The sequence below is a fragment of the Streptomyces sp. NPDC043726 genome, from assembly GCF_056436565.1.
The window spans coordinates 110,494-133,728 of the sequence record NZ_JBWKCI010000015.1; the positions used below are offsets into that span (position 1 = coordinate 110,494).

22 protein-coding genes are annotated in these 23,235 nt (G+C 70.6%); 10 read left to right on the forward strand and 12 right to left on the reverse strand.

The window, feature by feature from the left end; genetic code table 11:
• Nucleotides 1-107: 107 nt before the first annotated feature.
• The 3 genes from AC068Z_RS35180 to AC068Z_RS35190 all read right to left on the reverse strand — a co-directional run bounded on the left by AC068Z_RS35180 (nucleotide 108) and on the right by AC068Z_RS35190 (nucleotide 2,973).
• Nucleotides 108-590 (reverse strand): SRPBCC family protein, encoded by a 483-nt coding sequence (locus AC068Z_RS35180; RefSeq protein WP_478565203.1) that lies wholly within the window; start codon nucleotides 588-590, stop codon nucleotides 108-110.
• Between the two features lie 83 nt (nucleotides 591-673).
• Complete coding sequence (locus AC068Z_RS35185; protein ID WP_478565206.1) at nucleotides 674-1,330, reverse strand: hypothetical protein; 657 nt, start codon at nucleotides 1,328-1,330, stop codon at nucleotides 674-676.
• Nucleotides 1,327-2,973: a serine/threonine-protein kinase gene (locus AC068Z_RS35190; RefSeq protein WP_478565209.1), complete on the reverse strand. Its 1,647-nt coding sequence runs from the start codon at nucleotides 2,971-2,973 to the stop codon at nucleotides 1,327-1,329. Before AC068Z_RS35190 ends, AC068Z_RS35185 begins: the two co-directional genes overlap by 4 nt.
• A gap of 241 nt (nucleotides 2,974-3,214) precedes the next feature.
• Between AC068Z_RS35190 and AC068Z_RS35195 the strand changes: the two genes are divergently transcribed.
• Both AC068Z_RS35195 and AC068Z_RS35200 read left to right on the forward strand, forming a co-directional pair.
• Nucleotides 3,215-4,480: a glycosyltransferase family 4 protein gene (locus AC068Z_RS35195; protein ID WP_478565212.1), complete on the forward strand. Its 1,266-nt coding sequence runs from the start codon at nucleotides 3,215-3,217 to the stop codon at nucleotides 4,478-4,480.
• The gene (locus AC068Z_RS35200; RefSeq protein WP_478565215.1) at nucleotides 4,477-5,310 is read left to right on the forward strand and encodes a transferase; all 834 of its coding nucleotides are present in this window, start codon (nucleotides 4,477-4,479) and stop codon (nucleotides 5,308-5,310) included. Before AC068Z_RS35195 ends, AC068Z_RS35200 begins: the two co-directional genes overlap by 4 nt.
• 18 nt (nucleotides 5,311-5,328) lie before the next feature.
• Here AC068Z_RS35200 and AC068Z_RS35205 read toward each other — a convergent pair whose 3' ends face one another.
• From AC068Z_RS35205 to AC068Z_RS35220, 4 genes are all read right to left on the reverse strand, one after another.
• Entirely contained in the window at nucleotides 5,329-5,949 is a 621-nt protein-coding gene (locus AC068Z_RS35205) for a TetR/AcrR family transcriptional regulator (RefSeq protein WP_478565218.1), read from the reverse strand.
• Nucleotides 5,950-6,005: 56 nt separating this feature from the next.
• Nucleotides 6,006-6,338: a nuclear transport factor 2 family protein gene (locus AC068Z_RS35210; RefSeq protein WP_478565221.1), complete on the reverse strand. Its 333-nt coding sequence runs from the start codon at nucleotides 6,336-6,338 to the stop codon at nucleotides 6,006-6,008.
• Between the two features lie 62 nt (nucleotides 6,339-6,400).
• Complete coding sequence (locus tag AC068Z_RS35215) at nucleotides 6,401-7,300, reverse strand: SDR family oxidoreductase (protein WP_478565224.1); 900 nt, start codon at nucleotides 7,298-7,300, stop codon at nucleotides 6,401-6,403.
• A gap of 83 nt (nucleotides 7,301-7,383) precedes the next feature.
• Complete coding sequence (locus AC068Z_RS35220; RefSeq protein ID WP_478565227.1) at nucleotides 7,384-8,124, reverse strand: SDR family oxidoreductase; 741 nt, start codon at nucleotides 8,122-8,124, stop codon at nucleotides 7,384-7,386.
• Nucleotides 8,125-8,432: 308 nt separating this feature from the next.
• Between AC068Z_RS35220 and AC068Z_RS35225 the strand changes: the two genes are divergently transcribed.
• The gene (locus AC068Z_RS35225; protein ID WP_478565230.1) at nucleotides 8,433-9,155 is read left to right on the forward strand and encodes a dienelactone hydrolase family protein; all 723 of its coding nucleotides are present in this window, start codon (nucleotides 8,433-8,435) and stop codon (nucleotides 9,153-9,155) included.
• A gap of 258 nt (nucleotides 9,156-9,413) precedes the next feature.
• Nucleotides 9,414-10,382, forward strand: coding sequence for a hypothetical protein (locus tag AC068Z_RS35230; RefSeq protein ID WP_478565233.1), 969 nt, complete (start codon nucleotides 9,414-9,416; stop codon nucleotides 10,380-10,382).
• A gap of 40 nt (nucleotides 10,383-10,422) precedes the next feature.
• On the opposite strand, the gene AC068Z_RS35235 is transcribed toward AC068Z_RS35230, so the two are convergent.
• Nucleotides 10,423-11,592: an NAD(P)/FAD-dependent oxidoreductase gene (locus AC068Z_RS35235; RefSeq protein WP_478565236.1), complete on the reverse strand. Its 1,170-nt coding sequence runs from the start codon at nucleotides 11,590-11,592 to the stop codon at nucleotides 10,423-10,425.
• A gap of 384 nt (nucleotides 11,593-11,976) precedes the next feature.
• Here AC068Z_RS35235 and AC068Z_RS35240 point away from each other — a divergent pair, with 384 nt between their 5' ends.
• Both AC068Z_RS35240 and AC068Z_RS35245 read left to right on the forward strand, forming a co-directional pair.
• Complete coding sequence (locus tag AC068Z_RS35240; RefSeq protein WP_478565239.1) at nucleotides 11,977-12,627, forward strand: SRPBCC family protein; 651 nt, start codon at nucleotides 11,977-11,979, stop codon at nucleotides 12,625-12,627.
• Nucleotides 12,628-12,817: 190 nt separating this feature from the next.
• On the forward strand, nucleotides 12,818-13,342 hold the full coding sequence (locus tag AC068Z_RS35245; RefSeq protein WP_478565242.1) for a hypothetical protein: 525 nt from the start codon (nucleotides 12,818-12,820) through the stop codon (nucleotides 13,340-13,342).
• A gap of 269 nt (nucleotides 13,343-13,611) precedes the next feature.
• Here the strand turns inward: AC068Z_RS35245 and AC068Z_RS35250 are convergent, their stop codons facing one another.
• The gene (locus tag AC068Z_RS35250; protein ID WP_478565245.1) at nucleotides 13,612-13,911 is read right to left on the reverse strand and encodes a hypothetical protein; all 300 of its coding nucleotides are present in this window, start codon (nucleotides 13,909-13,911) and stop codon (nucleotides 13,612-13,614) included.
• A 132-nt stretch (nucleotides 13,912-14,043) separates the two neighbouring features.
• Between AC068Z_RS35250 and AC068Z_RS35255 the strand changes: the two genes are divergently transcribed.
• The 3 genes from AC068Z_RS35255 (at nucleotide 14,044) to AC068Z_RS35265 (ending at nucleotide 17,762) form a co-directional block, all read left to right on the forward strand.
• The gene (locus tag AC068Z_RS35255; protein WP_478565248.1) at nucleotides 14,044-15,465 is read left to right on the forward strand and encodes a DHA2 family efflux MFS transporter permease subunit; all 1,422 of its coding nucleotides are present in this window, start codon (nucleotides 14,044-14,046) and stop codon (nucleotides 15,463-15,465) included.
• The gene (locus tag AC068Z_RS35260) at nucleotides 15,462-16,409 is read left to right on the forward strand and encodes an RNA polymerase subunit sigma-70 (protein ID WP_478565251.1); all 948 of its coding nucleotides are present in this window, start codon (nucleotides 15,462-15,464) and stop codon (nucleotides 16,407-16,409) included. Before AC068Z_RS35255 ends, AC068Z_RS35260 begins: the two co-directional genes overlap by 4 nt.
• A gap of 147 nt (nucleotides 16,410-16,556) precedes the next feature.
• On the forward strand, nucleotides 16,557-17,762 hold the full coding sequence (locus AC068Z_RS35265; RefSeq protein WP_478565466.1) for a glycosyltransferase: 1,206 nt from the start codon (nucleotides 16,557-16,559) through the stop codon (nucleotides 17,760-17,762).
• 31 nt (nucleotides 17,763-17,793) lie between these two features.
• Here the strand turns inward: AC068Z_RS35265 and AC068Z_RS35270 are convergent, their stop codons facing one another.
• Entirely contained in the window at nucleotides 17,794-18,297 is a 504-nt protein-coding gene (locus AC068Z_RS35270; RefSeq protein WP_478565254.1) for a hypothetical protein, read from the reverse strand.
• Nucleotides 18,298-18,352: 55 nt separating this feature from the next.
• Nucleotides 18,353-19,603 (reverse strand): hypothetical protein, encoded by a 1,251-nt coding sequence (locus tag AC068Z_RS35275; protein WP_478565469.1) that lies wholly within the window; start codon nucleotides 19,601-19,603, stop codon nucleotides 18,353-18,355.
• 687 nt (nucleotides 19,604-20,290) lie between these two features.
• Here AC068Z_RS35275 and AC068Z_RS35280 point away from each other — a divergent pair.
• Nucleotides 20,291-21,520: a GNAT family N-acetyltransferase gene (locus AC068Z_RS35280; protein ID WP_478565257.1), complete on the forward strand. Its 1,230-nt coding sequence runs from the start codon at nucleotides 20,291-20,293 to the stop codon at nucleotides 21,518-21,520.
• Nucleotides 21,521-21,666: 146 nt separating this feature from the next.
• On the opposite strand, the gene AC068Z_RS35285 is transcribed toward AC068Z_RS35280, so the two are convergent.
• A complete protein-coding gene (locus AC068Z_RS35285) occupies nucleotides 21,667-23,154 on the reverse strand; it encodes a long-chain-fatty-acid--CoA ligase (protein ID WP_478565260.1) in 1,488 nt (495 codons plus the stop codon).
• Nucleotides 23,155-23,235: the final 81 nt, after the last annotated feature.

The window sequence follows — 23,235 nt, forward strand, 5'->3', positions numbered from 1 at the left end:
GCCCACGTGCGGAACGATAACCCACCGGAGTTGGCCGACGAAGTCCCTTGTGCGGCAGGGGAGTTCGCCTCCCGCGTACACCCGGATACGGGAAGCGACGGTTCCGCTCAGCGAGGGCTCGTTGCCGCCCGCGCGATCCGGCTGAGGGTCGTACGCATGCCGTGGCGGTTGACGGCGAGCCGGCGCTCGGGCGTGGTGCCCGCGAAGACGGTACCGAGGAGGTCGGCGATCCGGGCGCCGCGCCCTGTGCGCAGGTCCTGCCAGGTCTCGGTCACCCGGGTGCCCGTCCCTTCCGTGGTGAAGTGGTAGCCCCAGCGGGCGATGGGAAGTCCGAAGACCCCGACGTCGAACGTGAACTCCTCGCCCACGCGGGCCGCCGCCACCCGGCCCGTCGTGAACCAGACGAACGGCCCTCGCCGGTTGAAACCGACGAACCGCGTGCCGGTGCGCACCGGCGGGCGCGGTACCCAGACCCGGCGGCACTCGGGACTCCAGCGGCCCATGTCGGGAAGGTGCGCCACCAGTCGATAGACGACATCCGGCGCGGCGTCCACCACCACGGACTCCTGAAGACTGCGCTGACGCCCCATCAGCGACCTCCCTGGGACTCGGCCAGCGGACATTACCGACGGGTAGGGTAGTCGACCCCGGTCTGACGAGCCCTGCGGAGCTGTCAGGAGCAGTCGTACGTGAACTGCGTGGTCACTGTTCTGCGGGTCGGCGAGAGGAGTTGAAGCTCGGCCCGCGGCGCGCGTTGCCCCTTGCCCTGGAAGGTCCACCGCAGCTGGAGGCGGGCCTGCTTCTGGCCGCGGACCATCTCTTCGCGCAGGACGTCGGAGGCGGTGCCGTCGCTTCTGGTCCAGCGGTAGGAGAGGGTGCCGGCGCTGCCGTTCGTCGTGACCAGGCCGACGATGACAGCGGTCTCGTCGCACCCGAGGACGGTTGGCCGGGCCGAGACGGCGACCGTGGTCACCTCGACGGACGGCCCCAGGCGCTGCCAGGCGAGGAAAGCGAGGACGCAGATCAACACCAGGGCGGGAAGAGCGTGTCGGCGCAGTCGCCGCCGAGGCGGTGCCGGGGGCGTCGGCACCGCGGGGAGCGTCCCGGTGTGCGTGCGGTGCGCGAGGGTGGCCGTGACGCCCGGTCCGAAGCGCAAAACGGTGCCTTCGACACGATCGGGCCGGGTCGTCGCCGGTGTCTCCGGCGAGGTCTCCTCCACGAGCGTGTCCGGCGAGGCCGGTCCCTGGATCCAGTGGCTGGCCAGCACGGTGGCGCTGTAGTCGGCGTCGGCGGAACCGGGTTCCCCGCGCTCTGGGTTCCGTGCCGTCACCGGATGTCACACTGCCTGGTCAGGATTTGTTGAGAGGCGGCACCGCCGGCGGCGGCCGGGTCGGTCGCCGCATGGACCGACCAGTAGCAGCCGCGGGTCTGGAATGTGTGACCGACGGTGATCGAGTACGTGGTGGCGCCGCTGCGCGTGAAGGTCTGCGGGGCGCCGTCGGCCGTGCCGAGCTGTCCGCTCGAGTCGCTCGTGAACCACGAGACGGTGAGGGAGATCGGCCCGGTGCCGTCCGTGGTGACCTCCATGGTGGCGGTGGCGGTCGTGGGGCCCGTCTGGCTGAAGCCCGACACCGCGACGGCCTTGACGGCGGGTGCGACCGGCGACGGGGGAGCGGTGGTGGTGGGTGTGGTGTCGGTGCCTCCGGGTGGCGCTGTCGTCCCCTCACCGCTGTCCGGGGTGGCGGAGGCCGTGGCCTCTTCGCTGCCAATGGGTGTGGCGCCCGTGGGTGACTCGTCCGGTGATGGCGAGGGGCTTGTCGAGGCGGTGGACGACGGCGAGGGGGAGGCCGATGACGTCGGCGCTGTGGCTCCGGCCTGTTCCCCGCCGGGCTCGGCACTGGTCGTGGCCAGGGCTTGGGCCGCCTCCTGCGCGGCGCTTCCGGCGTTGGCCGGGATGCCGTAGGTCAGCAGCACGCCGAGAACGACGGCGGCGACCGACACCAGGATTCCGGGCCGGCCGGGGAGCCATGATCGTGCCGGGACGGGGCGCAGCCCTTGAGGCAGGACCGTGCGGGCGATGTCCGTGGTGGTGCGGGGCGCGGTGCGGGCCGAGGGCAGCAGCAGGGGGAGCAGTGCCACCAGTGCGGCGAGCCGGCCCCGACCGCGTTCCTCCCAGTCGGGCCCGTACGCGGCACCGGCGACCGCCTCCAGTTCCGTGACGAACTCCGCCGCCTGCGCGGGCCGTTGCGCCGGGTCCTTGGCCAGACCGCGGCGGACGATCTCGCGCACCGCTTCGGGCGCCTCCTCGGCCGGGACGGGCGCCTCGACGTGCTGCAGCGCCAGCTCCGCGAAGTTGTCGCCCGAGTACGGCTTGCGACCCGTCAGACACTCGAAGAAGGTGGCCGTGGCCGCGTACACGTCGGCAGCCGGTGAGGCGGGCGCGCCCGTCCACTGCTCCGGGGACATGTAGGACGGGGTTCCGGCCACACCGGCGGTGGCTCCCGAGTCCACCGCGATGCCGAAGTCGACGAGCTTGGACGATCCGTCCGGCACGACCAGGACGTTCTCCGGCTTGTAGTCGCGGTGGACGACGCCGACGCGGTGGGCGTCGGCCAGGCCGAGCAGCGAACCCTTGAGGATGACGAGCGCGGCCTCCGGGTCGAGCGGCCCTTGCCGGCTCAGCAGCGTTCGCAGGGAGACGCCGTCCACCAGCTCCATCACGATGGCCGCGCCGTCCGGACTCTCGACGTACTCGTACAACCCGGTGACGTACGCGCTCTCCAGCCCGCCGAGCAGCCGTGCCTCCGCCCGGAAGCCGTGCAGGAAACCGGACTGGGCGCGCAGCGACTCGCTGAGGTACTTCACCGCAACCGCGACACCGGTCTCGTCGTGGACGGCCAGGACGACGCGCCCGCTCGCTCCCGAGCCGAGTTCGAGCGACTCGGTGTACCCGGGCACTTCCCATGCGCTCATCGAATCCCCCAAGAACCGGGCCCGTGCCCACTGCCCAGCGGGCACGCCATGCGCTCAGAGACACACTTTCCGGCCACAGCGGTTGCGGGGCCAGAAGGATCGGTGAGGCGTACCCGGACCGTGACATACCGATCGCGATCCTGGGATCGACCGACGGCGAGCCGTCCTTGAGCCCGACCAGAAAGGAAACAAAGCAATAACAGCAGACAACGGAAAGGGGGTCGGTGAGGTCTAGTCCACCATGAAGATCTCTTTCCTCCTGCACAACGCCTACGGCATTGGAGGCACGATCACCACGACCTTCAACCTGGCGCAGGCACTGGCCGCCCGGCACGATGTGGAGATCGTCTCGGTGTTACGACATCGGGAACGCCCCAACTTCACCCTGGACCCGAGAGTCTCCCTCAGGCCGCTGGTGGACCTGCGGAAGGAAAAGGAACACCCGCTCCATCTGAGACCGGCGCGCGTGTTCCCGGCCGCTGAGTACCGCTACCAGCAATACAGCGAACTGACCGATCAACGCATCGGTGAATGCCTGGAGGCCATCGACGCCGACGTGGTCATCGGCACGCGCCCCGGGCTCAACGTGCACCTGGCGTATCAGGCCCCATGGCATGTCGTCCGCGTCGGGCAGGAGCACCTCACCCTCGACAACCACTCACCGGCACTGCGCACCGCGCTGCGCCGCGCGTACCGGCGGCTCGACGTGCTCACCACGGTCACGGAAGCGGACGCCGACGCCTACCGGCGCAAGATGCGGCTGCCCGGCGTCAGAGTGCAGGCCCTGCCCAACAGCGTCCCCGACCCGGTGCTGCCCGCCGCGGACGGCCGCGCGAAGGTGGTGATCGCCGCCGGTCGGCTGGTACCGGTGAAACGGTACGACCTGCTCGTCGAGGCCTTCGCCCGAGTGGCCGCCGAACACCCGGACTGGCAGCTGCGGATCTACGGCAAGGGGGAGGAGCAGGACCGGCTGAGGCAGCTCATCCAGAGCCTGGGCCTGTGCGACAACGTCTTCCTCATGGGAGCGGCCGCTCCGATGGAGGCGGAGTGGGTCAAGGGCTCGATCGGCGCGGCCGCGTCCAACTTCGAACCGTTCGGCATGACCATCGTCGAGGCCATGCGCTGCGGCCTCCCCGTGGTGAGCACCGACTGCCCGCACGGACCCGGCGAGATCATCAAGGACGGGATCGACGGCCGCCTGGTGCCCGTCGGTGACCGTGACGCGCTGGGCGACGCCCTGCTGGAACTCGTCGGCGACGACGAGCGACGGCGGCGCATGGGTCGTACGGCCATGGAGAACGCCCGGCGTTTCGCCCCGGGCCCCGTCGTGGAGCATGCCGAACACCTGATCGGCGAGGCGATGTCGGCGAGAAGGGCGGGGCGGCCCGCGGCACCGGAACGCGACCGAATACATCGCACCCTGATCAGCCGTGGCTTCGCCGCCCGGGACGCCGCCCACGCCGCGGCCGGCAGTGCGCTGCGCGCCGTACGGAAGGAACAGAGATGAGCACCGGCACGACACACGACACGCCCCGTGCCCACTGCACGGCCGACGCGGACGGCCGCGTCACGTTCCACCTGCCCGAACTTGAGGGTTCATCGCCCCAGTTGCTGCTGCGATTGCGTCCCAAGAAGGGAATGCCCGAGGAAAGCCACCGCTCCCTCCCCCTCGAAGCGACGGCCGACGGCGGCTGGTGCGCCGTCCTGGACGCCCAGCCCCCGCTCGCCGAGGGACGGTGGGACGTGTACTTGCTCCCCGACCCGGGAGCCACGCGGCAACGCCTCCGCCCCGGTCTGCGCGACCTGCGCGCCCTGGTCGACGGACACACCCGGGACTGGCCGGCGCCGGTGGCGGTGCGGGTGCCGTACACCACCAAGGACGGCTACCTCGCGGTACGGACCTGGCTGCGCACCGCCCACGCCGAGGTCGAGGGCGTGCGGGTGACGGAGCGGTCCATGACGGTGAAGGCGCGGTCGCACGGCGCCGCGGTGTCGGCGGGAGCCCTGGTACGACTGCGCCCGCGGGGTTCCAGCGGCGCGGTCTGGACCGGGGAGCCGCGGGTCGACAGCGATGGTCGGCGATTCACCTTCACCGTGGACTTCGAGGAGCTGATCGGCGCCGACGGCACGGGCAGCCGCGTGTGGGACGTCAGCGTCCGCACCGGCCCCGACGCGGGCGGCCAGATCATCCGTATCGGCCGACTGCTTGACGACGTGGCGGACCGCAAGGAGATCTTCGTGTACCCGTCTGCCACGGTCGGTGGTGTCGCGGTGCGTCCCTACTTCACGGTCGACAACGACCTGTCCGTGGAGGCGAGCCCGAGTTCCCAGGTCTAGAACGGGCAGGCACCGCGCTTACTTCGCTTGTACTCCGTTCAGAAGGTTGGTCACCAGTGCGACCACGAAGTCGTCGGTGACGGGTTCGTCGGGGATGAGGAGGCGGTGGTAGACGGCGCCCCAGAGCTGGTCGACGAGGACCTGGACGTCGGTGTCGGGGCGGATCTGGCCGAGTTCCTGGGCTCGTTGGAGGCGTTCGCCCGCCAGGCGGCGCCGGTGCGAGGAGTAGAGCTTGCGGTAGGCGGTGGCCAGGTCCGGGTCGGTCTGTGAGGCCCCGATCAGCTCGGCCAGCACGCGGCCGCCCGGCGTCTCGGTCATCACGTGGGCGAAGGCGCGCAGTTGGGTGAGCAGGTCGGCCCGGATGTCCCCGGTGTCGGGGAAGGCGAGCGTTTCCTCGACGGCGTGGAAGTAGCCGTCCAGGGCGAGCGCTCCCCTGGAGGGCCACCATTTGTAGAGCGTGGTCTTGCTGACCCCGGACGCCTTGGCGACGCGTTCGAAGGTCAGGTCGGCGAAGCCCTCGGCGAGCAGCAGGTCTCCGACGGTGTGCAGGACGTCCGCCCGGACCTCGTCCGCGGGCCGACGCCCCCGACCGCGACCGCTGCCTTCCCTGGCGGCGGGGCCGCTCGCCTTGTTCACCACGTGTGCTCCTGCTCGGTTGCCGGGGGTCGTGCTGTCGCCTCGTCTCGTGCCCGGGGTCACGGAGCGATCCGCAGGCTGGCGATCAGCCCGTCGCGCAGGCGGAAGGTCATGGGACCCGTGCCGTTGTGGCCGTCGCCGCTCACTGTAAGGGTGGCGACGTAGGTGTCGGGGGAGGGGCCCGGCTCGATGGACTCCAGCTCGAAGTGAGCCTGTACGCCTATGTTGTCGGTGCGGTCCCAGGCGCGCACTCCGTCGCGGCCGTGGTACTCGCGGCCCCAGTCGTCGAGGTGGGCGTCGTGGGTGAACGCGGCGGCGAAGGCCTCGGTGTCGCCGTGGTTGGTGGCCTCGATGAAGGTCTGGATGGCGACCGGGGTGTCGATCGTGGTCATGGTGTCTGCCTCTGCGATGGCGGGAGCGGGGACGGGAGGCTGAACTGCGCCATCCCAGGGTTTCAGTGCTGGACGGTGAGCAGGTCGGCGAGGTCGATGCGGGTGAGGAACTCGCGGCGGATGCGGTCGGCGACTTCGCTGACCTCCTCGGATCCGTCGTTCGCGGGGTCGATGTGGACGCGGTAGGGGCGCTGTCCGGCAGGCAGGGCGACGATGCGGGCGATCTCGTCGGAGACCAGTGACGCGGTTGCGCCTTCGGCGGCGAGGGCGGCGAGCTTGGCCGCCACCTGGTCCATCAGACCGGCGTACTTGGTCTCGTACGCGGCCTCGACGCCCGTGTCGTCGGGGTGGCCGGAGTGGGCGAAGTGGTTCGTGCCGCTGGTGAACGAGCCGGGGACGACGATCGCGGTCTCCACGCCCCAGCGGGCGAGTTCGCCGGCGTAGGACACCGCGAGGGAGTCCATGGCGGCCTTGGCGGCGAAGTAGGGGGCGAGGTAGGGCGGGGTGCCGCCCTTGACGCTGGTGCTGGACACCCAGAGCACCAGTCCTCGTCCGCGCCGGCGCATGCCGGGCAGCGCGGCGCGGTTGACGCGCTGGGTGGACAGGACGTTCACGTCGTAGAGCTCGGCGAGCCGGTCGGGGGTGAAGGCCTCGGCGGGGCCGGTCACCATGTGCCCGGCGTTGTGGATCAGCACGTCGATACGGCCGTGCTCGGCCTCGATCGCTGCGACGGCGGCTTCGACGGAGTCCTGCGCGTTCACGTCCAGCTCGATGGGGCGCAGGTCGACGTGGTGGTCGTGCGCGTAGTCGACGGCGGCCTTGACCTGGGGCGCGTTGCGGGTGCCGGTCTGGCGCATGCCGGCGTAGACGGTGTGGCCGGCGTCGGCCAGCGCGCGGGCGGTGAGCGCGCCGAAGCCGCTGGAGGCCCCGGTGGTGACGATGACATTGCCGGTGGTGGGCATGGACGTGGTTCCTTTCGGGGGCCTGCGGCGCTGGCGCGGTGACGTGGGTGACGTGGTTGCGGGAGCAGGCGGTGCGGCAGGGGTCAGGCGAGGCCGCCGTTGGCGTAGAGGATCTGTCCGTTGACCCAGCGCGCGGGGCCGGCGAGGAAGGAGACGGCCTCGGCGATGTCCTCGGGGCGGCCCAGCCGCTCGAGGGGGGTCGCCTTGGCGAAGTTCGCGATGGAGGCGTCGTCCTTGCCGTCCAGGAACAGCGGGGTGGCGGTGGGGCCGGGTGCGACGGCGTTGACGGTGATGTCCCGGCCGCGCAGCTCGCGGGCCAGGGTGAGGGTCATGCCCTCGACGGCGGCCTTGCTGGCGACGTAGGCGGCGTAGGTCGGCAGCTGGGTGCGGACCACCGAGGTCGAGAAGTTGACGAGTGCGCCACCCGGGCGGATGCGGCGGGCCGCCTGCTGGGAGACCACGAAGGTGCCGCGGATGTTCGTGCGGTGCATCCGGTCCAGGTCGGCGAGATCGAACGTCGCGACCGGCGCCAGGATCATGATGCCGGCGGTGTTCACGACGACGTCGATACCGCCGAAGGCGGACTCGACGGTGTCGAAGGCCGCGCTCATCGCGGTTTCGTCGGCGACGTCGCCGCCCACGGCGAGGGCCTTGCCGCCGGCCTCGGTGATCGCGGCCACGGTGTCCTCGGCCTTGGCCTGGTTTCCCGCGTACTGCACGGCGACCGCGAATCCGTCCGCGGCGAGCCGCTCGGCCACGACGCGGCCGATGCCGCCGGAGCCGCCGGTGACGAGTGCGACGCGATGGGTGGTGGGGGTGTTCATGGTGGGTCTCCCCTCAGAAATGAACGCTACGTACATATAAGCAAGAAATGAACGTGCCGTCCATATCTCAGGGCGAGATCTTTCTGGTGGTGCTGCCTCGGGCCGAGGGGGTCGAGTGTTCCAGGCCCTCCCCGAAAACCCGACGACCTTCCACGGCGACCCCTGCTAACCTCCCTGAGGCCGTGCGAGAGAGCGAGGAGGTGGTGCCCGTGAACGCAGTTTTGACGTGGGTGCTCCCCTCCGGGGTCACGGCCGGGCGATAGGTCGTCCGGGAGCGCCGTTCACGCGCACTCCCGAAAGGCACGACCATGCTCTTCACTTCCGAACGGCGCCTCGACGACGGCGTCCTCGAGCGCGAATTCACCCTCGGTGAGATCCCCGGCACCCTGTGGACGCCCGGATCCGCACCGGCCCCGCTCGTTCTGATGTCCCACAACAACGGGTTGCCCAAGGCGGACCCCCGGCTGGCGGCGCGGGCCCGTTACACCGCCGCCCGTGGCTTCGCGGTGGCCACCATTGATGCCGCAGGATGCGGTGACCGTCCCCATTCCGCCGCCCAGGAGCAGGCACGCGCTGACCTCCGCCGGGCGATGCAGGCCGGCGAACCGGTCGACGAGATCTTCGAGTCCTTCATCGGCCCCCTGGTCGAAAACGTGGTGCCGGAATGGCAGACCACTCTCGACGCCCTCCTTGAACTGCCCGAGATCGGCGGTCCGGTCGGGTACTCCGGGGGCTGGGCCGCCCTCGGTATCCGGCTGGCGGTGGTCGAACCGCGCATCGTGGCCGCGGGCTTCTTCGCCGGTGGGTATGTGCCCCGTGCCCAGCGCGAGGAGGCCCGCCAAGTCACCATCCCGGTGCTGTTCCTGCTGCAGTGGGACGACGAGGGCAATCCACGGCAACGTGCCCTGGACCTGTTCGACGCCTTCGGCAGCAAGGAGAAGACGCTGCACGCCAATGTGGGAGGGCACACCGGCACCCCGTGGTTCGAGTTGGAGGACGGGTGCCGGTTCTTGGATCGGCACCTGAAGTGAGGCCGGGCGGCCACCTCGCCGGCAGCACGCGGTAGGTGGCCGTCGGCTAGGACACTCATTAGGGGGCGGGTCGACCCGGCCCGTCCCCGATGTGCGGCTGCGAGGGGCTCGTGGAGACCACCCGTGTCCTTTTCGCCCTTCCGGCGCGCCGCTCGGATCGAATGCGACGTCGAACCGACAGCTGTGCCTCAGATCATCCGAAAGGTATGGGTACAGGCTGGATGCACCGTGTGATGCGATTCGTGATAGATACGATCTGTGTCGCACCGGGAGAAACGAAAGACGGAGGGCGCCCCCACGGAGTCCTCGCTCGAGCGCTCGCTGCTGGCCTCGATCGTCACCGACCCCGGGCACCTCCCAGAACTTCTCGCCTCCTTCGCCGTCCGCCGCATGGGTCCAGCCGTGCCCCGCGTAGTCGAGCAGCTCCGCCGCAACCACCCCGACGCCACCGACGTAGAACTCCGTGGTCTGGTGCTTGCCCGCGGCCGGCGAGCCGTCGTGTCGGAGGGGTCCCTCGTGGGCGGCCCCTTTGTCGTGCTCATTCCCGTCGCGTTCTGCGCGGCGCTGCTCCGCCAGGCACGTACGGTGCTGGAGCTGGCCGCTCTCGACGGCCGCGACCCTACGGCGAGCGCCCGCGCCGCCGAACTTCTCGTCCTCCAGGGCGTGTACGAGGACACCCGGCAGGCGCAGGACGCGCTCGCCCGGACGCCACGGGCCGCTGACACCCCGGGCCGATGGAGGCGATGGGCGGCTCTGTGGGACGTCACCCTGCGCATGGCCCGCCTGCTCGGTGTGCTCCCACCGGGCGAGGCAGCGGAGGACGCGGGCGGGCGGGTGCGCAGGTTGGCGGTGCAGGTCTGGCGGTGGCTGCTCCTCGGTTTGGTCTTTCTGGTCGGCCTCGTCGCTCCACTGGTGTGGCTGCCGTACATGGCGATGTCCTATCAACGCGCCGACACCCGCTTGGCGCGCCGGGTTCAGACGTACTACTTCGGCCACACCGCTCCCACCGCGCGCCGCCGTCGGATCTCCCGTCCCCAGCCGGACGTCATCGCGGCGGCAGTGCGCGCACTCTTCTCCCTCCTTGTGCCACTCGCCTTGATCGCCGTGACCTTCCTGGCCGGCCTGCGCATCGCCGGCAGTCACTGGCCGGTCCTCGCCATCGTCCTGGCCGCGGGATCCGCGGGGGTCGCCGGGCTGTGGTACCGACGCCGTCACCGGGGTCGTTGACCGTCCTTTGCCGGCTGACCGAACTGCCCCGCCCGCTCGGCTACTGCTCGCCGAGAGCGGTGGCGCGCTGGTCGACCTCGGTGTCCGAGCGCCGTACGCCGATGAATCGGGTGGGCCGGAAAGGCCGGAGGAGGTCTTCCTCCTGATCGGCGGTGACCTCGCTCGCGACCAGCCGACCCAGAATCGGTGCCAGAGTGATCCCGCTGTGCGAGACCAGGCAGTAGATGCGGGACTGGCCGGAGGCGTAGCCGACGACGCTGAGGCCGTCCGCGGGCAATGACCGCAAGCCGATGCGCAGCTCGATCTCCGGTGCGCGGCTCGGTTCGGGGAGCAGGGCCGAGAACCGCTGCGCGAGAGTGCGCGCAAGATCCCCATCCACCGAGGGAGGATCGGCCGGATCGACGTCCGCGTTGAGATCGAGCGCTTGAAGGACGGTCCGTCCGCCGGTAGCGGGGCGAAGGTTGAGGCCGGGGCTGTGGATCACACACCGAAGGTCGAGTCGGGGCGCCCTGGCGTACCCGAGCAGGCCGACGGTCTGCGATCCGCGGCTGGTTGTTGTCACCATGGGAATGTCGATACCGGCTCGTGCGGCCAGCTGTTGCGTCCAGCGGCCTGCTGCCAGCACGACCCGATCACCTGTGAAGGCCTCTCCTCCGGCCAGAACGACGGACACCTCTTCGGCTCTGTCATCGATGGCTACGACTTCGCCGAGCGCCAACCGGGCTCCGTGCCGCTCGGCATCGGCCAGCAGGTTGGCCACGAAGAGGTCGGGCAGAACGTATCCCTCGCTGGGGAAGTGGGCGCACGAGGTGATCGTCTGCGGGATCCGGAGGCCGTCTCCTGCCAGTCGTGCTGCTTCGGTGGGCGTGACCCAGCGTGCGGGATAGCCGAGATACTGCAGTCGTTCCACGTTGGTGGCGAGCCATTGTTCGCTTGCGGAGTCCGCCCACTGAAGCGCTCCGCTGGGGAAGTAGCAGGTGGCGCCGGGTAGTTGTTCGGCGAGCCGCGCGTGCTCCTCCATCCCCGCGAGGTTGAGCCTGTGGTAGTCCGGGTTCTCCTTCCGGCTCGAGTTGGTCCAGGCGAACGTGGTCGCGGTGGTGCCGCTCCCGGCTCCTCGCTGATCCACCAGGAGCACTTCCTCGCCGCTGACGGCAAGCTGCCTGGCGACGCTGACCCCCAGGGCGCCGGCGCCGATGACGATGACCTTCATGGCTCAATCATGGCAGCAGGTTAGAGGGTATTGCGAAAGTTCTTGACTCCCTACGCCGCAGTCGGTTACAACTTCTAACGAACGGCAAACCTTATAACTTCCAGAGGGGATGTCTGACCGGGCCGTGCGCCTCGCGGCCGGACTGGTCGCGGCCGCCTACGCGATCCCCCTCCTCATCTGGCTGACCCGACCCGACGGCACCCCGAGCCTGTCCAAGGACTGCACCCCGGGTTCGTGGGTCTCATCGCCGCCGCCTCAGCCGTACTCATCGTGACTATCCACCGGGCCGGTCGGCGCTGAGCGGCTGACCGCATCGCCCTCGAACGTCGGCTCGCCGCCCGCCGTCGTACGCACACCTGATCGCTTCGAAACCAGGGGAACGCCATGCAGAACACCCGCATCAAGCCGTCATCCAACCGACTGGCCACCGCGGTCGCGATCTCACTCGCCACCACCGGCCTCCTCGCAACTGCCGCGCTCCCGGCCCACGCCGCCCCGGCCGAAAGCGGGCCGAGCCACCGCGCCGCCCTGACCTGCCGAGGGGAGGGCGTCGACCACGCCGCGCAGATCCGGTACTCGACCGACACCGTGATCAACGCGTCGATCGAGACGATCTGGAAGCTCCAGACCGACGTCGAGCGATGGCCCGCCTGGCAGTCGCCCGTCCTCAGCGCCGAACGTCACGATCCTGGGCGGCTTCGTGAGGGTTCGGCGTTCCGCTGGACGACCCCCGCACCGGCCACGCCCACCACACCCGAGACCACACTGGAGATCACGTCCACCGTCCAGCAGTTGAAGCACCGCAAGTGCCTGCGGTGGACCGGTCCGGCGGTCGGCGAGGGGCTGCGGATCGACGAAGGTGTCCATGTGTGGACGTTTGAGAAGGCCGAGGGCGGCGGTGTCCGCGTCCGCACGGAGGAGACCTGGACCGGCGAGCAGGTCGAGGCGGACGTCCCGCTCGCGACCCAGGTCCTGGGCATGGGCCTGGAGGGGTGGCTGGCCGACCTCAAGTCCGCTGCTGAGGCGCGGGATTGACAGGCCGCGTACAGGGGGGCCGGACTGCTCGTGGACTGCGTCGCTGAACCCGATCTTGTTGAGTATGTGTACTCATGTGCAGCGAGAGGCGTGGCCGGAAGCTGTGCACATGAGACGAACTCATGCCCTGACCGGCATAGTTGCCAACCGCCGCCCCTGGCTCGCCCTCGCGGCGACAACCCTCGCCGCTGTGTCCCTCGCCGCCTGCGGCACCGAGAAGACAACCGAGAAGACAAGTGCCGCAGGATCGCACCCGTCGGCCGGTACGGATCAACAGGCTTCCGCCACAGCGATGTTGAACCGGATCGCACAGTCCTGCCCTTCGGGCGCTCCGCCGGCCAAGGCGCTGCCGACCGACGATCCCGCGACCGAGGCGATTGAAGCACCCGGGGCTCCCACCGGCCCGGCAGCGGAGTTGGACGCTCGCGACTGGTGTGCCAGTGCCCTCCACGAAGAGCGCATCACCCAGGCGCTCTGGGAACTGGCAGACCCGTCTCCCGCCAAGGTCAGGAAGATCCTCAACGACCTCGGCTACATCGACGACCGCATCCACGGCCTCAAGCAGTCCGGCACCACCACACGGTTCTACGTCGACCTGCGCGTCAAGGGCGGCCGGCTCTGCGTGGAAGGTTCAGCAGCCGGTGAGCGGACCATGGTCGAGGCTTGCGTGGCTCCTGAGACCGGACCGTTCACGCCCCCCGAGCGGAAGGGATAGCCACCCGCGGCTGAGGGATACTGGCTGCCTCGTCGCGGCCGTGGACCGGTGACCGGGAGGGGAGCCCAAGTGCCTGAACTGCGCTGTGAAGCGGTTCGGTGGGTGGATGACGAACCGTATCCCGGCATCGTCGAGGTGCAGTTCGTCGATGCGGCGGAACCTTCGCCGTAAGGGCAAGTCAGCTCATTCCGTGAGCGCGAGGGTGGAGTCGGGCGGCCCGCCCCACCCTCTCGGCCATGGCGTCAACCGTGACCCTCCCGGCCCTGAGGTCAACCGTGCTTGTGGGCCGTTGTGCCCGCGCGGTTTCCGATCACGGTGGCCTCTTCGCGCGTGACGTCGTCGGCCAGCCTGCTGCCCAGTTCACGCTGGAACTCCTGGAAGGCGGCGAGCTCGGGCAGGCCCTCGCCATCGACGACATGGACGAAGGTGACCTGGTCGGTGAGCCGGAAGACGGTGTAGCGCAGTCCGGGCGGCGCCGCCGTCGCCAGTTCGGCGAAGACTTTCTCGATCAGACGCTGGTTCTCGTCGGCCGACTCCGGCCGGGTGCGGTAGCGGATCATTGTGCTCATGAGGTCTCCTCCATGCGTGCGGTGCGGTGTCACTGATTGGGACAACGCGAACACCCCTGACTCATCGCGGCGATGAGTCGGAGCGCTCCGGGTTGTCGGTATCAGTGACGGCGACTTTCTGGAGGACCTCTCGTGGGCAGCAAGGACCGCACGACCGCCGGGCAGCGCTGGGTGCTGGGCCTGGCCTCGCTCGGTGCGGTGATGGTGGCGCTGGACGTGCTTGTGGTGGCGGCGGCGCTGGGCAGCATCAGGCAGGATCTCGGGGCCTCGATCGAACAGTTGGAGTGGACGGTCAATGCCTACACCCTGAGCTTCGCCATGCTGCTGATGATCGCGGCGGCGCTCGGCGACCGATGGGGCAGGCGGCGGATGTTCGCGGCCGGCCTCGGTCTGTTCTCCCTCGCCTCGGCGGCCTGCGCGCTGGCACCGTCCGTCGCATGGCTGATCGCCGCGCGGGCCGTGCAGGGTGTCGGCGCGGCCGCCGTGATGCCGCTGGCGATGAGCTTGATCGGCGCGGCCTTTCCGCCCGAACGGCGGGGCTGGGCAACGGGTGTCTTCAGCGGTCTGACGGGCCTCGGTGTGCTGGCCGGTCCGGTTGTCGGGGGTGCGGTGACCGAGGGACTTGCCTGGCAGTGGATTTTCTGGATCAACGTGCCGGTGGGCGTGGTGGCGGTCCCGCTCGTCCTGCTGCGGATCGGCGAAAGCAGGGGCGCGGTGCGCCGGCTGGACCTGCCCGGTGGCGCGCTGATCACCCTGGCCGTCCTCGGCATGGTCTGGGGCGTGGTCCGGGGCGCCCCGGCGGGCTGGGGCAGTCCCGAGGTGATCGGCTCGCTGTCGGCGGGCGTCGTACTGCTCGTGGCCTTCCTGCTCTGGGAGAGCCGTGCGCCGCAGCCGATGCTGCCCCTGGCCGGCTTCCGGTCGAGGGCGTTCTCGGCCGGCAACGCGGCGGGCTTCTTCCTCACCGCGGCGCTGTTCGGCGCGGTGTTCTTCATGGCCCAGTACATGCAGGCGGCCTTCGCCGACGACCCGTTCGAGGCGGGGCTGCGGCTGCTGCCGTGGACCGGCACGCTTTTCCTGGTGTCACCGCTGGCAGGCCGCCTTGTGGACAGGGTGGGCGAACGCCCGCTGGTCGCCGCGGGATTGGCGCTGCAGGCCGTCGGCATGTTCTGGATCAGCGTGGCGAGCACGAGTACGGGGCGGTACGGCGACCTGGTGGCGCCGCTGATCGTGGCCGGATGCGGCGTCTCCATGGCCCTGCCGGCGGCGCAGAGCGCGGCGCTGGGAGCACTGCCCCGCGAGGCCGTCGGGCTCGCTTCCGGCGTGTACGGCATGATGCGGCAGCTCGGCGGGGCTGCCGGAGTGGCCGTCCTCGCCGCGGTCTTCGCCGCCGCAGGTGGCTACGCGAGCTTCCCCAACGGATTCACCCGGGTCTTCGCCGCCGCCGGCGTACTGTCGCTGCTCGGCGCGGCGGCGGGACTCTGCATCGGCGTACGGCACAGCGCGCCGCCCGGCACCCCGATCACTCACCCCGAACCGGTGGAGGAGCTGCGATGAACCTGGAGGAGGAGTTCGCACAGGTCCGCGGTGAGCTGATCGCGCACTGCTACCGGATGCTCGGCTCGCTGCACGACGCGGAGGACGTGGTCCAGGACGTGTATGTGCGCGCCTGGAAGGGCTTCGGGGAGTTCGAGCAGCGCTCCTCGGTCCGGACCTGGCTGTACCGGATCGCCACACGACTGTGCCTGAACGCCCTGAAGCACAGCAGTCGCCGTCTGGTGCCCTCGGCACTCGGTGCGCCAGGAACCGATCCGGCCGACCTGGACGCGCCGATGCTGGAGGCGAGTTGGCTGGCACCCTTCCCCGATCATTCACTGAGCGCCGATCCGGCCCACGTCGTCGGGATACGGCAGAGCCTGCGGCTGGCGATGGTCGTCGCGCTGCAGCACCTGCCGCCGCGGCAGCGGGCCGTGCTCATCCTGCGGGACGTCCTTGCCTGGCCGGCCGCCGAGGTCGCCGCCGCCCTCGGTACGACGACCACGGCAGTCAACAGCTCGCTGCAGCGCGCGCGGGCCGAACTCGCCCGGGTGGCCCCCGCCGAGGACCAGCTGAGCGAACCCGATGAGCCCCGCCGCCGGGCCCTGCTCGATGAGTACGCAAGGGCCTTCGAGCTGGCGGACCTGGTCGCCCTCGAAGGGCTCCTGACCCAGGACGTCCGATGGGAGATGCCCCCGGTGCCGACCTGGTTCAGCGGCCGGGAGGACGTCCTGCGTCTGCTCGCCGCCAAGCTGCTGCCGGGCGCCGGGCGCCGGATCATGGTGGAGACGTCCGCCAACGGCCAGCCCGCCTTCGCCCTGTACACCCGCGGCCGTGACGGTCGCTTCCACGCGCGCTATCTGCAGGTGCTGACCGTGACCGAGGCGGGAGTCGCCTCAGTGCTCGCCTTCCACCGGGCCGACCTGTTCCCCGCCTTCGGCCTGCCGCTCGAGCGTCCCACCTGATCGCTGCCGAGCCGACACGGTGGGAAGGGCCCCCTATGGCCACGGCCAACGTAGCGCGCACCCCGGGGCTTGCGGCAAGGCCTCCGTCGTAGCGCAGAATCACCAGCCGAGGCAGGAAGCAACGGAAACGGGTGTCGCGAAGTGCGTGTGTTGTTGTCGACGTTCGGGTCACGCGGGGATGTCGAACCGCTGGTGGGACTCGCCCTGCGGCTGAGGGAACTCGGCGCGGAGGTACGGGTGTGCGCGCCGCCCGACGAGGACTTCGCGCGGCGGCTGGGCGGTGTGGGTGTGCCGCTGGTACCCGTCAGCCGGTCGGCGCGGGAGTGGACGACACAGTCCCCGCCCGCCTCCGGCCTGCCGCGGCGCGCCGCCGAGGTGATCGCGGGGCAGTTCGAGGTGCTCCCCGCGGCCGCCGAGGGATGCGACGTGCTGGTGGCGACCGGGATGATGCCGGCCGCGGCCGGTGCGCTGTCGGTGGCCGAGATGCTGGGCATCCGCTCCGTGTCCGTGACCTTCCAGCAGCTCACCCTGCCGGCCGTGCACCGCCGGCCGCTGGCGTACCAAGGGCGGCCGTTCCCGCCGGAGGTGACCGACCACCAGGTGCTGTGGGATCTGGACGCGCAGAGCATCGACGCGTTGTTCGGCGAGGCGCTCAACACGAACCGGGCGGCCGCCGGGATGCCTCCGGTGAAGCATGTCCGCGATTACGTGATCGGCGACCGGCCCTGGCTGGCGACGGACCCGGTTCTGGACCCGTGGCAGCGGACGCCGGACCTCGACGTCGTCCAGACCGGCACCTGGATCCTGCCGGACGAGCGCCCGCTCCCGGCCGAGTTGGTGGCCTTCCTGGACGCGGGCGCACCGCCGGTGTACGTCGGTTTCGGCAGCATGCCGATGCACAGCGCGGCCGACATCGCTCAGATCGCCGTCGAGGCGGTCCGCGCGCAGGGCCGCCGTATCGTCCTCGGGCGCGGCTGGGCTGACCTGGCGCCGGCCGACGACCGGGAGGACTGCTTCGCCGTCGGCGAGGTCAACCACCAGGCGCTGTTCGGCCGGGTGGCCGCCGTCGTCCACCACGGCGGCGCGGGCACCACGACGACGGCCGCGCGGGTCGGCGCGCCCCAGGTGGTCGTTCCCCAGATGGCGGACCAGCCGTACTGGGCGGGCCGGGTGGCGGAACTGGGCATCGGCGTGGCCCACGACGGTCCGACTCCGACCTTCCCGTCCTTGTCGGCCGCGCTGGAGGCGACTCTGAGACCCGAGACCGGCACACGAGCGGCCGCCGTGGCCGCCACGATCCGCACCGACGGGGCGACGGTGGCCGCGAAGCTGCTGGTCGACTCGGTCAGCTGACGTGGTCGGTCGGGATCGCCGGGGTTGACGCTCAACGGGCGCGCACGGTGGCTCCGTAGGCGTCGCGGCTGCGGAGCACCCTCGTGTCCTGAGCGGAGGCCGGCCAGGCCTGGATGAGGTACCACTCGGTGATCTCGTCGGGCGCCATGTCGACGGCGGAGTCCCGGCCGCGGGCGTGCACGCGGAGGCGGTAGTCGCCGGGGCCGTTGAACGACAGGACGGGAAGTTCCTCGTCCAAGTCGGCCATGATGCCGCGGACCAGGAGCTCACCGGACGCGGCGTGCGCGGAGAGCTCCACGATCTCCTGCCAGTCACCGCTGTCGGGGGAGGGCTCGCTGTGGCTGAGGGCGACGGTGACGCTGACCTCACCGGTGTGGATTCCGGTCATGACGGTGATGATGCCGTCGGCGACCCGCACGAGCCCGTTGTGTCCGCGGGCCAGATCCGGACCGGTGGCCCCGCCCTCGTCGCTGACGTCGAACTGGTGGTAGTGCACCGGAACGCTGCCTGCACCCCGTATGACGTCCCCGCTCAACTCGCCATCCCTTACTGGCCGGTGAGGAGCGATGAGACTTCGCCCCACGGTCGCCTCAGCCTTCCTCGGCCCGTTCCTTGCCGCTCCCGCGCCGACGGAGCACCTGCTCGGCGATCCCGCTGGAGAGGTTGCCGGTCACCGATCTGGCCCGGCCGAGGGTCTCGGTACCGATGCGTCTGGCGGCGTCGACGCCGTCCGCTCCCGCCTCCAGCACCCGACCCCGCGCCTCCGCGGCCGCGTCCACCCATCGTCTCGCGTCCGACGACTGCTGCCCGCGCTCGATCCCGAGCCGCCCGTGGAAGTCGTCGACGGTGACCGCGACATGGTTGCCCGACTGCACCACGGCCGGGGACGCGTTCGGGTGCAGCAGTACCTTCGCGTTGGCCGTGCCGACCGCCGCGTCCACGCGGGCCAACAGGCGCTCGGTGCTCTGGGAGATGAGTTCTATCCGCTTCTGCCGGGCCGTCCGAAGTCCGGCTCGGTGCCGGTCCAGTTCATCCGGAGACGCGTCCAGTACGCGGTCGAGTTCGAGGACGGCGACCGCGTCGTGCAACTGGAAGCACCGAGCCAGCACAGCGAGCCATTCCCGCACTGTGCCCTCTGCTTCCCTGGACGCCTTGGCGAGATCACCGATCTTGGTCTGGTCCTCCAACTTCTCCGCGAGCGCGTCCAGTTGCCGCAGGGCGTAGGCCTGCGTCCGCGCGATCGTCATCGGCGCGGCCTGCACCTTCGACCACGTGACCTCGGAGACCCGGCCCACCTCCTCGCGGACGGTGATGGCCTCGTCGATGACGATGCCCACCCCGATCATGTCCGCCAACACCGCGTCCTCCTGGGCCCGGAGCACGTCGTCGACCTTCGCGTCGATCGCGGCGAGGTAGTCGGTGATCTCGCTCATGGTCTGCTGCATCGCCAGCTGGGCCATGAGCCCCGCCGCACCAGCCATCAGCCCCGGGTTGGACAGGAGCGATCCGGGCGTCTTCACGACTTCGAGCAGGCCCTTGATCTTGCCGTTCTCCGTCACCACGGCACGGCTGACACCCGGGTGCGAACCCTTCATCAGCCGGTACTTCTTGAGAGCCTGCGCGGACTGCTCCGTCAACTTCACCCAGCGACCTGAGTTGGCCGCGATCTCGGATCCAGTCTGCGCGGCGCCGGCCACAGCGCTCAGGGCGGCTCCCAGCCGGGGCAGCCCAAGGTCCTTCGACGGCAATTTCTCGGAGACGAGGAAGCGTTCGACAGCCGTCGGACTTCCGATGACCGCCAGGCCGTCGCCGTCGCTGATCAGCTCAATGTCGTCGTCCATCATCGGCTCCTGGAGTGGCTCTTCGCGGTTGAAGGTGAGCGCCTGCGGCACATGCCCGACGCTATCTTCGCTTGCCGACCCCACCGGTTCGACGGCGTATGCGCGATTCGGTGGAGGAGCCGGTGGCCGCGTTGAGTGTTGATGGTGCAGGCCCGACCGGGCTGGGCGTCACGGACGAGCGGGACGCCAGAGGAAACCCGGCGATCCGTGTACGGATGCACCTGCCGAAGCGCGTGATCCGGATACCGCTGCTCGACATCGGGCTGACCTACACCGCCCACACCTTCCTGTCCTGCGGTTCCGCGCCCTGCCGGACGAGTGGCACGCCCCGCTGCTGCGGGGGGCGCCGGCGCCTGGTCGGCGTGCACGGACTCGGTCAGGACAGCCCGTGGCGTGGCGTCGCGCACGCACTCGTACGGTCTGACGGGTACTCGGATACGTGGCCCACGACGCCGAGCCGGACGGCCCGCGCGCCTACCTCGACCGACGGCTGCCCGCCCGCTGCACCTCCGCTGCGACAGCGTGCCCCAGCTCCGCGTCTGCGACCACAGGCGCGACCGGACGTGCGTCGGTCCGCGCCCCCGGCCCGTGACCCGTAATTCGTTTGACCCGGCCACGGCGCAACGCTGCAGTGTGGCCAGGCACCATGAGCCGTGGTGCCGGTATCCCGAGGAGGCAGCGGCAGCGATGGAGATTCGTCCTACGACCGACAAGGATCTCGACGTCTTCGTCGACACCGTGCATGCCGCGTTCGGGCGCTTCCCGGAGACCCCGGTCGAGGGTGGCGGGCTGTGGTGGTCGGCCCTCGAGATGGACCGCTGCCTGCTCGCCCTGACGGCGGACGGGCGGCCCGTCGGCACCGCCGGGGCGCACTCCTTCGAGCTCACCCTGCCCGGTGAGATCCCCGTGCCGGCCCCCGGGGTGACCGCTGTCGGCGTCCTGCCCTCGCACCGACGCCAGGGCGTGCTCAGCGCGATGATGCGCCATCAGCTCGCCGAGTTCCGGGCCCGCGGGGAGTTCCTCTCCGTGCTGCTGGCCTCCGAGGCCCCGATCTACGGCAGGTTCGGCTACGGACCGGCGACCTACACGCAGCGGCTGACCGTGGAGCGCCACCGGGCCGCCCTCGCTCGTCCCCGGGCGCGCGCAGCGGCCGACGCGCCGGCGCCCGGCCCGGACAACGGCTCGGTCGAGGTGCTCCGTCGTACCGAGTGCGGGGAGCTCCTGGAAGAGGTCTACGACCGCTATCGCCGCGCCCAGCCTGGCGCGCTGTCCCGGCCGCACCGCTGGTGGGCCCTGCGCGCGGGCCAGCCCCCGATCTCCCCGGCGCCGCGTTACATCGCCGTCCACCGGGACGCCGCCGGCGTCCCCGACGGGTACGCCAGCTACTTGGTCGAGGGCGACACGTTGACCGTCGACGAGACCATCGCCGGCGACGAGACCGTCTTCACAGCCCTGGCCCGGTTCGTACTCGCACACGACCTGGTCACCAAGGTCGTGTTCAAGCACGTCCCGCCCCAGCACCCGCTGCGCTGGCAGCTCGCGGACTTCCGCGCCGGCGAGGTGAGCGGCGACATGGACTGGCTCTACGTACGGCTGCTGGATGTCCCGCGTGCGCTGGGGGCGCGCGGCTGGTTCGCGGACGGCGAGCTCGTCCTCGACGTCGAGGACCCGTTCCTCGCCGAGCGCGGCCGCCACCTGCTGACCGTCAGGGACGGCAAGGCCGACTGCGTCCCGACGGACCGGGAGCCCGACCTGTCCCTGGACGTGCGCGACCTGGGCTCGATGTACCTCGGCGGCACCGCCCCGAGCACCCTCGTGCGGGCCGGACACGTCCGAGCGCACCGCCCGGAGGCGGCCACCCTCGCCGACGCCCTGTTCCGCGCCGACCGCGCCCCGCACTGCCTGCACTGGTTCTGACCGCGCGGGCCTCGCCCTCATCTACGGGGGGATCCGCGCCGTGCCCGCCCCTGCCTCCGCCCGAGGACCGGGTGACGCGTCCGCCTTCCGACGCGTCACCCGGCTGCCCCACCCCATGGCATCCCGCCTTGGGGTGCCCCATCGCCTCACCCCGTCGGCGCGCTGATCTCCCTCTTGAGGATCTTGCCGCTCGGCCCGGTGGGCAGCGCGTCCACCAGCCACACCTCGCGCGGATACTTGTACGCCGCCACCCGCTCCTTGACGAACTCCCGGAGTTCCTCGGGTGTGGCCTGTGCTGTCGGGCGCAGCACCACCGCGGCCGCGATCTCCTCACCCAGGTGCGCGTCGGCCACGCCCACCACCGCGGCCAGCGCCACGGCGGGGTGCTCGTGGAGGACCTCCTCGATCTCGCGCGGGTAGACGTTGTACCCGCCGCGGATGATCATGTCCTTCTTGCGGTCGACGATGTACAGGTAGCCGTCCTCGTCCTGGCGCGCGAGGTCACCGCTGCGCAGCCAGCCGTCGGGGATGGCGGCCGCCGTCTCCTCCGGGCGGTTCCAGTACCCCTTCATCACGTTCGGGCCGCGCACGCACAGTTCGCCGATCTCGCCGAGGGCCACGTCCTGGCCCTTGTCGTCCAGCAGGCGCACCTCCACGTCCCTGATCGGGGTGCCGATGGAGCCGGCCTTGCGCGGGCGGTCGGGGTGGTTGAACGTGACCACCGGACTGGTCTCGGACATGCCGAAGCCTTCCAGCACGACGCAGCCGAAGCGCTGCTCGAAGCCGTGCAGGATCTCCACCGGAAGCGAGGCTCCGCCGGAGACGCACATCCGCAGCGTGGACACATCGGCCTCGGACGGGTGCTGGAGCAGCGCCGCGTACATGGTCGGTACGCCCTCGAAGATCGTGGCCCGGTCGCGGGCGATGGCGTCCAGCACGGTCTGCGGGTCGAAGCGGGGGATCAGGGTGAGCGAGGCGCCGGCGCGGATGGTCACGCTCATCGTGCAGATCTGGCCGAAGATGTGGAACAGCGGCAGACAGCCCACGACCACGTCGTCGGCCGTCATCCGCTGGACCTCGGCCGCGTTGATCTCGGTGTTGTGCCGCAGCCCGGCGTGCGTGAGAGCGGCGCCCTTGGGGCGACCGGTGGTGCCGGAGGTGTAGAGCAGTACGGCCACGTCGTCGCCGTCCGGCTCACTCACTTCCGCCAGCGCCTCGTGACCGGCCAACAGCTCCGCGAAGGCGGCGGGTTCCACGGCCACGTGCCGCACTTCAGCGGCGGCCGCGCCCGGGGCACCCTCGCCCGGCGCCTGGTGCCACTCGAAGAGCAGCACCGCGCCGGAGTCGCGCAGGTGGTACTCGGTCTCGCGGGTCTTCAGCAGCGGGTTCATCGGTACGACGACCGCTCCGGCGCGCAGTACGCCGTAGTAGAGGGCGACGAACTCGGGAACGTTGGGCAGCATCAGCGCGACCCGGTCTCCCGGTCGTACCCCCTCGGCCCGCAGCAGCGCGGCGGCGCGGGCGCTGCGCTCGTCGAGCTCCGCGTAGCTGATGACCTGGCCTCCCAGCCGCAGCGCGGGGCGTCGCGGCTGCCGCCGGGCCGTCTCCACCAGGAACTGAGCCAGATTGGCCATGATCGCCTCCACGCATGTCACCGTCGAAATCCGCTGTTCACGCTGACGACATCGTGCAGATGTCCGTGGTGTCGGCCTATG

Coding starts and splice junctions, on each gene's coding strand:
- AC068Z_RS35260 (WP_478565251.1), top strand. CDS start 15,462: ATGAACCTGGAGGAGGAGTTCGCACAGGTCCGCGGTGAGCTGATCGCG.
- AC068Z_RS35180 (WP_478565203.1), bottom strand. CDS start 590: ATGGGGCGTCAGCGCAGTCTTCAGGAGTCCGTGGTGGTGGACGCCGCG.
- AC068Z_RS35235 (WP_478565236.1), bottom strand. CDS start 11,592: ATGAAGGTCATCGTCATCGGCGCCGGCGCCCTGGGGGTCAGCGTCGCC.
- AC068Z_RS35215 (WP_478565224.1), bottom strand. CDS start 7,300: ATGCCCACCACCGGCAATGTCATCGTCACCACCGGGGCCTCCAGCGGC.
- AC068Z_RS35275 (WP_478565469.1), bottom strand. CDS start 19,603: ATGGACGACGACATTGAGCTGATCAGCGACGGCGACGGCCTGGCGGTC.
- AC068Z_RS35220 (WP_478565227.1), bottom strand. CDS start 8,124: ATGAACACCCCCACCACCCATCGCGTCGCACTCGTCACCGGCGGCTCC.
- AC068Z_RS35280 (WP_478565257.1), top strand. CDS start 20,291: ATGGAGATTCGTCCTACGACCGACAAGGATCTCGACGTCTTCGTCGAC.
- AC068Z_RS35250 (WP_478565245.1), bottom strand. CDS start 13,911: ATGAGCACAATGATCCGCTACCGCACCCGGCCGGAGTCGGCCGACGAG.
- AC068Z_RS35200 (WP_478565215.1), top strand. CDS start 4,477: ATGAGCACCGGCACGACACACGACACGCCCCGTGCCCACTGCACGGCC.
- AC068Z_RS35210 (WP_478565221.1), bottom strand. CDS start 6,338: ATGACCACGATCGACACCCCGGTCGCCATCCAGACCTTCATCGAGGCC.
- AC068Z_RS35195 (WP_478565212.1), top strand. CDS start 3,215: ATGAAGATCTCTTTCCTCCTGCACAACGCCTACGGCATTGGAGGCACG.
- AC068Z_RS35240 (WP_478565239.1), top strand. CDS start 11,977: ATGCAGAACACCCGCATCAAGCCGTCATCCAACCGACTGGCCACCGCG.
- AC068Z_RS35190 (WP_478565209.1), bottom strand. CDS start 2,973: ATGAGCGCATGGGAAGTGCCCGGGTACACCGAGTCGCTCGAACTCGGC.
- AC068Z_RS35285 (WP_478565260.1), bottom strand. CDS start 23,154: ATGGCCAATCTGGCTCAGTTCCTGGTGGAGACGGCCCGGCGGCAGCCG.
- AC068Z_RS35225 (WP_478565230.1), top strand. CDS start 8,433: ATGCTCTTCACTTCCGAACGGCGCCTCGACGACGGCGTCCTCGAGCGC.